12 protein-coding genes are annotated in these 12018 nt (G+C 58.2%); 8 read left to right on the top strand and 4 right to left on the bottom strand.

What is annotated here, in order from left to right; genetic code table 11:
• Positions 1-1348: M10 family metallopeptidase (locus tag M0814_RS28055; protein WP_247868558.1), on the bottom strand; the 1348-nt coding region annotated here is incomplete at its 3' end.
• Between the two features lie 220 nt (positions 1349-1568).
• Between M0814_RS28055 and M0814_RS28050 the strand changes: the two genes are divergently transcribed.
• Both M0814_RS28050 and M0814_RS28045 read left to right on the top strand, forming a co-directional pair.
• On the top strand, positions 1569-2210 hold the full coding sequence (locus M0814_RS28050) for an MBL fold metallo-hydrolase (RefSeq protein ID WP_177434776.1): 642 nt from the start codon (positions 1569-1571) through the stop codon (positions 2208-2210).
• Between the two features lie 114 nt (positions 2211-2324).
• Positions 2325-3056 carry an OmpA family lipoprotein gene (locus M0814_RS28045; protein ID WP_003228074.1) on the top strand — a complete coding sequence of 244 codons (732 nt, stop codon included), beginning with the start codon at positions 2325-2327 and terminating at the stop codon, positions 3054-3056.
• Between the two features lie 253 nt (positions 3057-3309).
• On the opposite strand, the gene M0814_RS28040 is transcribed toward M0814_RS28045, so the two are convergent.
• Positions 3310-3744 carry a DUF1043 family protein gene (locus tag M0814_RS28040; RefSeq protein ID WP_003228072.1) on the bottom strand — a complete coding sequence of 145 codons (435 nt, stop codon included), beginning with the start codon at positions 3742-3744 and terminating at the stop codon, positions 3310-3312.
• A 144-nt stretch (positions 3745-3888) separates the two neighbouring features.
• Between M0814_RS28040 and M0814_RS28035 the strand changes: the two genes are divergently transcribed.
• The 3 genes from M0814_RS28035 to zapE all read left to right on the top strand — a co-directional run bounded on the left by M0814_RS28035 (position 3889) and on the right by zapE (position 7083).
• A complete protein-coding gene (locus tag M0814_RS28035; protein ID WP_103485650.1) occupies positions 3889-4518 on the top strand; it encodes an alpha/beta fold hydrolase in 630 nt (209 codons plus the stop codon).
• Positions 4519-4542: 24 nt separating this feature from the next.
• The gene (locus tag M0814_RS28030) at positions 4543-5898 is read left to right on the top strand and encodes a tryptophan--tRNA ligase (protein WP_103485635.1); all 1356 of its coding nucleotides are present in this window, start codon (positions 4543-4545) and stop codon (positions 5896-5898) included.
• Between the two features lie 90 nt (positions 5899-5988).
• Positions 5989-7083, top strand: coding sequence for a cell division protein ZapE (zapE, locus tag M0814_RS28025; protein ID WP_041074841.1), 1095 nt, complete (start codon positions 5989-5991; stop codon positions 7081-7083).
• A 176-nt stretch (positions 7084-7259) separates the two neighbouring features.
• On the opposite strand, the gene M0814_RS28020 is transcribed toward zapE, so the two are convergent.
• The gene (locus tag M0814_RS28020) at positions 7260-8156 is read right to left on the bottom strand and encodes a GlxA family transcriptional regulator (RefSeq protein ID WP_177434775.1); all 897 of its coding nucleotides are present in this window, start codon (positions 8154-8156) and stop codon (positions 7260-7262) included.
• A gap of 250 nt (positions 8157-8406) precedes the next feature.
• Between M0814_RS28020 and M0814_RS28015 the strand changes: the two genes are divergently transcribed.
• On the top strand, positions 8407-9543 hold the full coding sequence (locus M0814_RS28015) for an acyl-CoA dehydrogenase family protein (RefSeq protein ID WP_003228064.1): 1137 nt from the start codon (positions 8407-8409) through the stop codon (positions 9541-9543).
• A gap of 104 nt (positions 9544-9647) precedes the next feature.
• On the opposite strand, the gene M0814_RS28010 is transcribed toward M0814_RS28015, so the two are convergent.
• Positions 9648-10688, bottom strand: a complete 1041-nt coding sequence (locus tag M0814_RS28010) for an NADP(H)-dependent aldo-keto reductase (protein WP_103485637.1) — start codon at positions 10686-10688, stop codon at positions 9648-9650.
• Positions 10689-10932: 244 nt separating this feature from the next.
• Between M0814_RS28010 and rplM the strand changes: the two genes are divergently transcribed.
• Together rplM and rpsI are read left to right on the top strand one after the other, a co-directional pair.
• The gene (rplM, locus tag M0814_RS28005) at positions 10933-11361 is read left to right on the top strand and encodes a 50S ribosomal protein L13 (protein ID WP_003228062.1); all 429 of its coding nucleotides are present in this window, start codon (positions 10933-10935) and stop codon (positions 11359-11361) included.
• Positions 11362-11375: 14 nt separating this feature from the next.
• Positions 11376-11768, top strand: coding sequence for a 30S ribosomal protein S9 (gene rpsI / locus M0814_RS28000; protein WP_003228056.1), 393 nt, complete (start codon positions 11376-11378; stop codon positions 11766-11768).
• The last annotated feature ends 250 nt before the right edge of the window (positions 11769-12018 follow it).

The following is a 12018-nucleotide window of genomic DNA, read 5'->3' as shown; positions in this document are numbered from 1 at the left end:
TCAGCACATAGGAAACCGAGGCCTGGACGCTGTCGATCTCGCTCGCCAGCGTGCTGGTTTCGAAGATGACATCACCGGCGTTGTCGACGATGTAGGTATCGTTGCCGGCGCCACCCACCAGAATGTCTGCGCCCGCGCCGCCATCAAGGATGTTATTGCCCGAATTGCCGAAGATCTGGTTATTAAGCGCGTTGCCCGTGCCATTGAGGTCGGCACTGCCCTGCAGAGTCAGATTCTCGACATTGTTGGTCAGGGTGTAGCTGATCGACGAGTACACCGAATCGATTTCGGTTGCCGAGGTGCCGTTCTCGATCACCACGTCGCCAATGTTGTCGACCACATAAATGTCGTTGCCGGCGCCGCCGCTCATGGTGTCGGCCCCCGCCATGCCATCAAGCAGGTTACTAAGGTCATTGCCGATCAGGGTGTCATCGAACGCCGAACCGTAGGCGTTTTCGATTTTGGTGCCATAGGCAATGGCCAACCCTTCGTTGAACGAAGTCATGGTATCGGTTTGCAGAAATGCCTTGCCGATCTGACTGAATGCGCCTTCGTTGAGGTTGATACGTACGGCCTGAAGCTGGTTGCTGCCATCGATTGCATCGACACCGCCGGTGTCCCAGATGGTTTCGAAAACCGATTGGTCTGGAGCCCAGTTGTAAAAGTTGTTGCCTGACTGATATTGGGTATTGGCACCGTACAGTTTCTGAATGGCCAGAATGTCCAGCAGCATAGGGGTGGTAGGCTGATATGAATACGAGTCGTTGTAGCTCATCACCGTATACCGGACGTCGTCCAGAGCCGGGGTGAGGATGGTGCTGTTATCGCTGCTGGCTTCAAAAGGGTGCTTGAGGCCCAGAGCATGACCGATCTCATGGACAAAAGTCAGATAGTCATAGGAGCCTTTGACCGGGGATGGGCTATTGGTCTGCGGTCCTATCCAGACATCGCCTGCAACCGGGGTTTCATCCGGGAAGTACGCCCACGCCGCGTATTTTGAATCCATGCCCAGGTAGCCACCAAAACGAAGGTCACCTACGCTGGAGATGGATTCCTGCACACGGGTGAACTGGAGATTGGCAACGGAACTCCACATGCTCAGAGCGCTGGTAACCGCATTTTCTTGAGCCGTGGACAGGGTAAACCCGTTCAGGTACTCATTGTTAGGGCTGTAGTCGCGAGCGAAGTAGGAGTTGGTGGTAACGAAACTATAGGTCAGCAGGGTCGGGGTGCCGCTTTTGTGAAACAGCGTCCCTGTCCAGTAGTCGCCAGCCAAAAGGCTGTCGAGTGCTTTGTTTCCAGTCAGCGTGGTGAACGTAGTATAGGAATATCCGTTTGGAGTAGGCATTTTGGTTCCTGAATGCTCTGCGGCCTTTCCGTATTGCGACCGCTACAAAAAATGCGATTTTGCACGAGAACTTTCAGATTGACATCATGTGGCCACTATTTCTGATTAGTGGCGTCAGATAACTGACCCGGCGATCTGTATCGGCAGTTGAAGTAGAATTCTTAAGACTCGCGCTGCGTAAGTTTCAGCGTCAGTTCATCGATTCGGGACTTTATCAATGATTGCTGTGACATCTGCCTTGATACGCGAAACCTTCCCCGTCGGCCCGCTCCAGTGCAACTGCACGATCATCGGCGACCCGATCACTAAAAAAGCCATCGTCGTCGACCCGGGTGGCAATCCTGACCTGATCATGGCGCGCCTCGATGCCCATGGTCTGAAAGTGGTCAGCATCATCCACACCCACGCGCATCTCGATCATTTCCTCGCCTCCGGACAGATGAAAGAAAAAACCGGCGCGACTTTGCATCTGCACAAGGAAGACCAGTTCCTGTGGGACAACCTCGAAATGCAATGCCAGATGTTCGGTGTGCCGTACACGCCGGTGCCATCGCCGGATCGCTGGTTGAGCGACGATGAAGAACTGGCCTGTGGCTGCGGTGTCGCGTTGCATACGCCGGGACATACACCCGGTTCCATGAGCTTTTGGTTTTCCGAGGCTAAGCTGTTGATTGCCGGCGACACGTTGTTTCGTCGTGGCGTAGGACGCACGGATTTGTGGGGCGGCGATCAGGCGACCATCGTGCGATCAATCAAGCAGCGGCTGTACACGCTCGACGAAGACGCGACAGTGGTTGCCGGGCATGGTCCGGACACGCGTCTTGGGGATGAAATGCGGGAAAACCCGTTCGTGCGCGCCTAAACATTTTGTCACGAGTGTGCCGCGGAATTTTTGTGCATTGTCATGATCCAACGCCCGCACAGGTCTATTGCCTAGGGCCGCTGCCACACAGAATGCGAAAACCAGGAGCTCTTCATGTTCACCACGCCTCGTTTGATTATTGTTGCTACCGCTGTGGCCATGTTGGCCGGCTGCGCCTCGCCCAACCCGTATGACAATCAGGGCCAGGCCGATGGCGGCGGTGTGAGCAAGACCGCCAAATACGGCGGCCTCGGCGCTTTGGCCGGTGCGTTGGCCGGTGCTGCCATCGACCACAACAACCGTGGCAAGGGTGCGTTGATCGGTGCAGCTGTCGTCGGTGCTTCGGCTGCCGGCTACGGCTATTACGCCGACCAGCAAGAGAAAAAATTGCGCGCCAGCATGGCCAACACCGGGGTTGAAGTGCAGCGTCAGGGCGATCAGATCAAGCTGATCATGCCGGGCAACATCACCTTCGCCACCGATTCGGCGAACATCGCCCCAAGCTTCTACCAGCCGCTGAACAACCTGGCGAACTCGCTGAAAGAGTTCAACCAGAACCAGATCGAAATCGTCGGCTACACCGACAGCACCGGCAGCCGCCAGCACAACATGGACCTGTCCCAGCGTCGTGCGCAGAGCGTGGCGACCTACCTGACCTCGCAAGGTGTCAGCGGTGCCAACCTGAGCGCCCGTGGTGCCGGCCCGGATAACCCGATTGCCAGCAACGGCGACGTCAATGGCCGTGCGCAGAACCGCCGCGTCGAGGTCAACCTGAAAGCGATTCCTGGTCAGCAGTATGGTGGTCAGCAGCAACCGCAGCCGGGCACAGTGCAGCAGTATCCGTAAGTGAGGCTTGAGTGAAGAAATGCCCGGTCCTGTGATCGGGCATTTTTTTGTGTGGCCTGTGCCGGCCCCTTCGCGAGCAAGCCCGCTCCCACAGTGATCGGCGTTGATAACCAATGTTGTGTGCAACACATAACCCTGTGGGAGCGGGCTTGCTCGCGAAGGGGCCGGGCCAGTCACCATCAAATCATCAGATACAAAAAAGCCCCCGGAAAACCGAATTGTCCGGGGGCTATTTGTTGGGCGCGAAACCCGATTATTTCTTCAAACCATAGTGCTCATCGAGCATGCCCGGCGAGTTCGGGGTTTTCGGCGCGTAGTCGCGTGGCGGCTCCTGATCGCGCGGCGGCGTCAGGCGTTCGCGCGGTGCCTGGGCGGCATCGGCGTGCAAAGCGGCGATCAGGCGTTGACGGGTCTGCTCGTCCAGGGCCAGGCGGTTGGCGCCCTCGGCGAGATGATCCTGCACTTCCTGATAGCTCTGGGTCAGCTTCTTGACCAGCGTCGCGGTGCTGTTGAAGTGGGTGACCACCTCGTTTTGATAGCTGTCGAAACGCTCCTGGATATCATCCAGTTGACGCTGCGTGCGGCTCGGCGCGGCATTCGGTGCGACGCGAGCGATCAGGAATCCAATGGCGACACCCACAACCAGGGCAAGAGTCGGTAACAACCAAACTAAGAGCGAGTGTTCCACGAGTCCTTCCTCTATAAACGGCTTTGCTTTACGTTAACGGCTCGAACCTGCGCTGTATACCGCGATTCACTCGCAATAGATTGGCACAGACAATTTGCTAGACGAGTCGACCCGATTCGAGGTCACGGAGTTCCTTCCTTGCTGATGCGTGAAACCCCTGTAGTGATTGCTGGCCCAGTCGGCCAAATCGAAGCGCTGTACCTGGATAACGAGCAGCCAAACGGCATCGCGCTGATCTGCCATCCCAACCCGGTGCAGGGCGGCACCATGCTCAACAAGGTCGTCTCGACCCTGCAGCGCACCGCGCGCGACGCCGGTCTGATTACCTTGCGCTTCAACTATCGCGGCGTTGGCGCCAGCGAAGGTACGCACGATATGGGCAGCGGTGAAGTCGACGATGCTCAGGCCGCCGCCGCCTGGCTGCGGGAAAAACACCCGGATCTGCCGCTGACCCTGTTCGGTTTCTCCTTCGGCGGATTTGTTGCAGCAAGTCTCGGCGGTCGTCTCGAAGCTCAAGGCGTGCAGCTCAAGCAGCTGTTCATGGTCGCGCCAGCGGTGATGCGTCTGGGCGATCAGGATCAACTGCCACAGCGCGGCGAGCTGACCGTGATCCAGCCGGAAACCGACGAAGTGATCGACCCGCAACTGGTCTACGACTGGTCGGCAAAACTCCAGCGCCCCCATGAGCTGCTGAAAGTGGCAGAATGCGGACACTTTTTTCATGGCAAGCTGACCGATCTCAAGGATCTGATCCTGCCGCGTCTCTCGAATTGATTGCAGTCTGACAAGCGATTACCCATGACGAACCGAACCCGTATCCTCACCGGCATCACCACCACCGGCACGCCGCACCTGGGCAACTACGCCGGCGCCATTCGCCCGGCGATCCTCGCCAGCCGCGACAGCAATGCCGATTCGTTCTACTTCCTGGCCGACTACCACGCCCTGATCAAATGCGATGACCCGCTGCGCATCCAGCGCTCGCGTCTGGAAATCGCCGCGACCTGGCTGGCCGGTGGCCTGGATGTCGATCGTGTGACCTTCTATCGCCAGTCCGACATCCCGGAAATCCCTGAGCTGACCTGGCTGCTGACCTGCGTCGCGGCCAAGGGCCTGCTCAACCGTGCGCACGCCTACAAGGCCTCGGTGGACAAGAACGTCGAAACCGGTGAAGACCCGGATGCCGGGATCACCATGGGCCTCTACAGCTACCCGGTGCTGATGGCGGCGGACATCCTGATGTTCAACGCGCACAAGGTGCCGGTCGGTCGCGACCAGATCCAGCACGTGGAAATGGCCCGTGATATCGGTCAGCGCTTCAACCATCTGTTTGGCCAGGGCAAGGAGTTCTTCACCATGCCCGAAGCACTGATCGAGGAAAGCGTGGCAACCCTGCCAGGCCTCGATGGGCGCAAGATGTCGAAGAGCTACGACAACACCATTCCGCTGTTCTCCAGCGCCAAAGAGATGAAGGACGCGATCTCGCGGATCGTCACCGACTCCAAGGCGCCGGGCGAGGCGAAAGATCCGGACAACTCGCACCTGTTCACCCTGTTCCAAGCCTTCGCCACGCCTGCGCAGGCTGAAGAATTCCGTAGCGAACTGCTCGGTGGTCTGGGCTGGGGCGAGGCGAAGAACCGTCTGTTCCAGTTGCTGGATAACGAGCTGGGCGAGTCTCGCGAGCGTTACCACCAGTTGATCGAGCGCCCGGCGGATCTGGAAGACATTCTGCAACACGGTGCGAAAAAGGCCCGTGCGGTGGCGACGCCGTTCCTCAACGAGCTGCGTGAAGCGGTCGGTCTGCGTTCGTTCGTCAATCAGGTGCAAGTTGCTGCGACCACCAAGAAGAAAGCCGCGAAAGCCGCACGTTTCGTCAGCTTCCGTGAAGATGACGGCAGCTTCCGTTTCCGTCTGCTGGCGGCCGATGGCGAGCAACTGCTGCTGTCGCGCAACTTCGCCGACGGCAAAACCGCCGGCCAGGTGACCAAGCAACTGCAAGCCGGTCAGGCGCTGGACATTCGTAATCAAGATCTGAGCTTCAGCGTGTGGCTGGAAGGCGAGTGCGTTGGCGACAGCCCGACGTTCGCTGATGTTGCTGCGCGGGACGCGGCCGTCGAGGCTCTGCGCGTTGCGCTGACCCCGGTTCAGGACTAATCCGCGGCGCGGCCCGACCAAGGGCCGATTGCCATTCCCACGGGCCGTCGCTACAGTGACGGCCCGTTTTTGTTGCCTTGCTAACGAATTATGACGCCCCTAGAACGATACCAAGCTGATCTGAAACGCCCGGACTTCTTCCATGACGCCGCGCAGGAAACTGCCGTGCGTCATCTGCAGCGCCTGTACGACGATCTGATCGCGGCCGAGCAGAACAAGCCGGGTTTGCTGGGCAAGCTGTTTGGCAAAAAGGATCAGACACCGGTCAAGGGTCTGTACTTCTGGGGTGGCGTGGGCCGCGGCAAGACTTACCTGGTCGACACCTTCTTTGAAGCGCTGCCGTTCAAGGAAAAGACCCGCACTCACTTCCACCGCTTCATGAAGCGTGTGCACGAAGAGATGAAAACCCTCGGCGGCGAGAAAAACCCGCTGACCATCATCGCCAAGCGCTTCGCCACCGAGTCGCGAGTGATCTGCTTCGATGAATTCTTCGTCTCCGACATCACCGACGCGATGATCCTCGGCACGCTGATGGAAGAGCTGTTCAAGAACGGCGTGACCCTGGTCGCGACCTCGAACATCGTCCCGGACGGCTTGTACAAGGACGGTCTGCAGCGCGCGCGGTTCCTCCCGGCCATTGCACTGATCAAGCAGAACACCGAAATCGTCAACGTCGACAGCGGTGTCGACTATCGTCTGCGCCACCTCGAACAAGCGGAGCTGTTCCACTATCCGCTGGACGAAGCCGCGCATGAAAGCCTGCGCAAGAGCTTCAAGGCCCTCACGCCGGAATGCACGGCTGCGGTGGAAAACGATGTGCTGATCATCGAGAACCGCGAAATCCGTGCCCTGCGCACTTGCGACGACGTGGCCTGGTTCGACTTCCGCGAACTGTGCGACGGCCCGCGCAGCCAGAACGATTACATCGAGCTGGGCAAGATCTTCCATGCCGTGCTGCTCAGCGGCGTCGAGCAGATGAGCGTCACCACCGACGACATCGCCCGTCGCTTCATCAACATGGTCGACGAGTTCTACGACCGTAACGTCAAGCTGATCATTTCTGCCGAAGTCGAGTTGAAAGACCTGTACACCGGCGGGCGCCTGACGTTCGAATTCCAGCGTACGCTCAGCCGTCTGCTGGAGATGCAATCGCACGAATTCCTGTCGCGGGCGCACAAGCCTTAAACAGCTTCGGCAAAGAAAAAGGGCCTGCAATTGCAGGCCTTTTTTTATGCGACGCAGTACCCCTGTGGGAGCGGGCTTGCTCGCGAATGCGGTGTGTCAGCTAAATAGATGCCAACTGAAAGTACGCTTTCGCGAGCAAGCCCGCTCCCACAGTGGTTTTGTGCGTGGGCAGGGAGTTATGCAGCCTGCTGAAACTGCTGCCGATACTGGTTCGGCGACAGCTCGGTGTGCTGGCGGAACAGCCGCGCAAAGAAGCTCGCATCGTCGTAGCCGACCTCATAACTGATGGTCTTGATGCTCTTGCGGCTGCCGGACAGCAAGCCCTTGGCGGTCTCGATGCGCAGGCGTTGCAGGTAGTGCAGCGGTTTGTCGCCGGTGGCGGTCTGGAAGCGGCGCATGAAGTTGCGGATGCTCATGCCGTGCTCGCGGGCCACGTCTTCGAAGCGGAACTTGTCGGCGAAATGCTCTTCGAGCCAGTGCTGGATCTGCAGGATGATCACGTCCTGGTGCAGCTTCTGGCCGCCGAAACCGATACGTCCCGGCGAGTAACTGCGCTGCACTTCATACAGAATGTCGCGGGCCACGGCTTGGGCGACGTTGGCGCCACAGAAGCGTTCGATCAGGTAAATATAGAGGTCGCAGGCCGAGGTGGTGCCGCCGGCGCAATACAGGTTGTCGGCGTCGGTCAGGTGCTTGTCCTGATTGAGGTACACCTTGGGGAAGCGCTCGGCAAAGGCATTGAAGAAGCGCCAGTAAGTGGTCGCTTCCTTGCCATTGAGCAGACCGGCCTCGGCCAGCCAGAACACCCCGGTGGCTTCGCCGCACAATACGGCGCCGCGGGCGTGCTGCTCGCGCAGCCATGGCAGGATCTGTGGATAACGGCCGCAAAGCGTATCGAAATCGTCCCAGAACGCCGGGAGGATAATCACGTCGGCGTTTTCCAGGGCGCCGTCCACCGGCATCATCACGTCACTGAAACTGTTCACCGGTTTACCGTCGGGGCTGACCAGGCGGGTTTCGAACGCCGGAGTCAGGCCGTGGCCCAGTTGTTTGCCGTAACGCAGGCTGGCCAGATGGAAGAAATCCTTGGCCTGCATGAGGGTGGAGGCGAAAACCCGGTCGATTGCCAGGATGCTGACGCGCCGCAAGGGCGTGGAGACTTGCTTGGACATAATTCAACTTTTGTTTTGTTTTTATAAGGGAAAGTGGTCACCAGACGGCTGGATCGTCTTATTTTTTGTCGGATGTGTCCAGTGTCCTGTATCGGAGGTGAGGCTTAGTCTCTGAAGGTCATATCCCTCCAACAAGAATGAAAGGTGCCGCATGATCCCCAGAACCTTGTTCAGCTCCGAGCACGAATTGTTCCGCGACAGCGTACGAACCTTCCTCGAAAAAGAGGCCGTGCCGTTCCATGCGCAGTGGGAGAAACAAGGCCACATCGACCGCAAACTGTGGAACAAGGCAGGGGAGGCGGGGATGCTCTGCTCGCATCTGCCGGAGGAGTATGGCGGCCTGGGCGCGGACTTTCTGTACAGCGCGGTGGTGATCGAAGAGGTCGGTCGTCTCGGCCTGACCGGTATCGGTTTCTCGCTGCATTCGGACATCGTTGCGCCGTACATCCTGCATTACGGCAGTGAAGCGCTGAAGCACAAGTACCTGCCGAAACTGGTCTCGGGCGAGATGGTCAGCGCAATTGCGATGACCGAGCCCGGCGCTGGTTCCGACTTGCAAGGAGTCAAGACCACGGCGGTTCTGGATGGCGACGAATACGTGATCAATGGCTCGAAAACTTTTATCACCAACGGCTTCCTCGCTGACCTGGTGATCGTCGTCGCCAAGACCGATCCGAAGGCCGGCGCCAAGGGCACCAGCCTGTTTGTGGTGGAAGCGAATACGCCGGGCTTCGAGAAGGGCAAGCGCCTGGAGAAGGTCGGAATGAAGGCTCAGGACACGTCGGAATTGTTCTTCCAGGACGTGCGCGTACCGAAAGAAAACCTGCTGGGTCAGGCCGGGGCAGGGTTTGCCTACCTGATGCAGGAATTGCCGCAGGAACGTCTTACGGTGGCGATTGGTGGCCTGGCCTCAGCCGAAGCCGCGCTGAAATGGACGCTGGATTACACCCGTGATCGCAAGGCGTTCGGCAAGGCAATTGCCGACTTCCAGAACACCCGCTTCAAACTGGCGGAAATGGCCACTGAAATTCAGATCGGTCGAGTATTTGTCGACAAGTGCCTGGAATTGCATCTGCAGGGCAAGCTCGACGTGCCGACAGCAGCGATGGCCAAATACTGGGGCACCGACCTGCAATGCAAGGTGCTCGACGAGTGCGTGCAGTTGCATGGCGGCTACGGCTTCATGTGGGAATACCCGGTGGCGCGGGCATGGGCGGATGCGCGCGTGCAGCGGATCTATGCCGGCACCAATGAAATCATGAAGGAGATCATTGCGCGGTCATTGTGAGCTTTGCAGTGAATTGACAGGCCCTTTCGCGAGCAAGCCCGCTCCCACAGGTACGGAGTGATCTTTGTGGGAGCGAGCTTGCTCGCGAAGCTTTTAGCGGTCGATCAAGGCGCCGGATTCGGATGATCCTTGTGAATCGCCTCAATCCCGGCCAGCACTTCATCGGAAAGTTTCAGATCAAAACTGGCAATGTTGCTGTCCAGTTGCTCCAGCGTGGTCGCACCAATGATGTTGCTGGTGACGAACGGTTGCTGGGTGACGAACGCCAAGGCCATTTGCGCCGGGTCCAGACCATGGTCCCGGGCCAGTGCCACGTAACGGCTGCAAGCAGCTTCCGACTGCGGGTTGAAGTAGCGGCTGAAGCGGCTGTAGAGGCTCAGGCGGCCTTTCGGCGGACGAGCGCCACCTTCGTACTTGCCGGACAGGAAGCCGAACGCCAGCGGCGAGTACGCGAGCAGGCCGCACTGTTCGCGAATGGCGATTTCCGCCAGGCCGATTTCGAAGCTGCGGTTGAGCAGGTTGTACGGGTTCTGGATCGACACCGCGCGCGGCCAGCCACGGGCTTCGGCCAGGGCGAGGAAACGCATGGTGCCCCACGGCGTCTCGTTGGACAGGCCGATGTGACGGATCTTGCCGGCCTTCACTTGTTCGTCGAGGGCTTCGAGGGTGTCTTCGAGCGGCGTCAGGTTGGCTTCGATCTTGTGCTTGTAACCCAACTGGCCGAAGAAATTGGTGCTGCGCTCCGGCCAGTGCAGTTGGTAGAGGTCGATGTAATCGGTCTGCAGGCGCTCGAGGCTGGCATCCACTGCGGCAGTGATGTGCTGGCGATTGTGGCGCAGGTTCTTGTCGCGGATGTAGTCGATGGTGTTGCCAGGGCCGGCGATCTTGCTGGCGAGAATCCAGTCGGCGCGGTCGCCGCGACTTTTGAAGTAATTGCCGATGTAGCGTTCGGTGGTGGCGTAGGTGTCGGCTTTCGGCGGCACCGGGTACATCTCGGCGGTGTCGATGAAATTGATCCCGGCTTCCTTGGCCCGTTCGATCTGGGCGAAGGCTTCAGCTTCAGTGTTTTGCTCGCCCCAGGTCATGGTGCCGAGGCAGATTGCACTCACGTTCAGGTCGGTCCGGCCTAGCTGGCGATAGTCCATCGGGTGCTCCTTGGGCAAAACAATCATAAAAGCAGGTTGAAAAATTTTTCGCAATCTGCATAATTGCCGACCTCTTTCTGCAGTGGAAGTGATGCGCCGCCGCCGAAGAATCTTGCCGTTGAACGGACGCGCCGACCCGAGCCCCCGAAAGCGTCTGTATCCGGCTGCCTTTGACTTGTCAAAGTACGCACTATTCAGTAAGATCCGCCGTCTTATTTACAGGCGGCCCCTGAGGCTATAAAGAATGAAAACTTTTACTGCTAAACCGGAAACAGTAAAGCGCGACTGGTTTGTCGTCGACGCTGCTGGTCAGACCCTGGGTCGTCTGGCCACCGAAATCGCGAGCCGTCTGCGTGGCAAGCACAAGCCTGAATACACTCCTCACGTTGACACTGGCGACTACATCGTCGTAATCAACGCCGAGCAGATCCGTGTTACCGGCGCTAAAACCACTGACAAAATGTACTACTCCCACTCCGGTTTCCCGGGCGGCATCAAGTCGATCAACTTTGAAAAGCTGATCGCCAAAGCCCCTGAGCGCGTGATCGAGACCGCGGTTAAAGGCATGCTGCCTAAAAACCCACTGGGTCGCGACATGTACCGTAAGCTGAAAGTCTATGCGGGCGCTGCACACCCTCATACTGCTCAGCAGCCCCAAGAACTGAAGATTTAACGGAATAGTTCATTATGTCGGCGACTCAAAATTACGGCACTGGCCGTCGCAAGACCGCAACCGCACGCGTTTTCCTGCGTCCGGGTACTGGTAACATCTCCATCAACAACCGTTCGCTGGATAACTTCTTCGGCCGCGAAACTGCCCGCATGGTAGTTCGTCAGCCGCTGGAGCTGACCGAGACTGTCGAGAAATTCGACATCTACGTCACCGTGATCGGCGGTGGTGTAAGTGGTCAGGCTGGCGCAATCCGCCACGGCATCACTCGCGCTCTGATGGACTACGACGAAACCCTGCGTAGCGCTCTGCGCAAAGCTGGCTTCGTTACTCGCGACGCCCGTGAAGTTGAACGTAAGAAAGTTGGTCTGCGTAAAGCGCGTAAGCGTCCGCAGTACTCGAAGCGTTAATTCGTTTCCACGTTCAAAAAAGAACGCCCGATTCCTCACGGAACCGGGCGTTTTTTTATGCCTGCGATTTATTAAAGAATTGCGCTGTGACAACTTGCCACATTCGTAGACCCCCTATACTACAAGGCTTGAGGGTGGGAGCTCCGGGTAATTCCCTTGTCAGAATTGGGGCTTTTCATTACCATCTCGGCAAAATTTTTATAAGTAACATTGATTTATTTAGTAGATGCCTGATTTAACAGGCCACAAA

Source organism: Pseudomonas sp. MWU12-2020, assembly GCF_023100605.1.
GTDB classification, from domain to species: Bacteria; Pseudomonadota; Gammaproteobacteria; order Pseudomonadales; family Pseudomonadaceae; genus Aquipseudomonas; species Aquipseudomonas fluorescens_H.
The sequence above is the reverse complement of the archived record's forward strand: the minus strand, read 5'-3'. Positions and strand labels throughout refer to the sequence as shown.

Bases quoted from the DNA above. Each gene is read 5' to 3' on its own strand.
- rplM (WP_003228062.1), top strand. From the start codon at position 10,933: ATGAAAACTTTTACTGCTAAACCGGAAACAGTAAAGCGCGACTGGTTT.
- M0814_RS28030 (WP_103485635.1), top strand. From the start codon at position 4,543: ATGACGAACCGAACCCGTATCCTCACCGGCATCACCACCACCGGCACG.
- zapE (WP_041074841.1), top strand. From the start codon at position 5,989: ATGACGCCCCTAGAACGATACCAAGCTGATCTGAAACGCCCGGACTTC.
- M0814_RS28015 (WP_003228064.1), top strand. From the start codon at position 8,407: ATGATCCCCAGAACCTTGTTCAGCTCCGAGCACGAATTGTTCCGCGAC.
- M0814_RS28010 (WP_103485637.1), bottom strand. From the start codon at position 10,688: ATGGACTATCGCCAGCTAGGCCGGACCGACCTGAACGTGAGTGCAATC.
- rpsI (WP_003228056.1), top strand. From the start codon at position 11,376: ATGTCGGCGACTCAAAATTACGGCACTGGCCGTCGCAAGACCGCAACC.
- M0814_RS28035 (WP_103485650.1), top strand. From the start codon at position 3,889: ATGCGTGAAACCCCTGTAGTGATTGCTGGCCCAGTCGGCCAAATCGAA.
- M0814_RS28045 (WP_003228074.1), top strand. From the start codon at position 2,325: ATGTTCACCACGCCTCGTTTGATTATTGTTGCTACCGCTGTGGCCATG.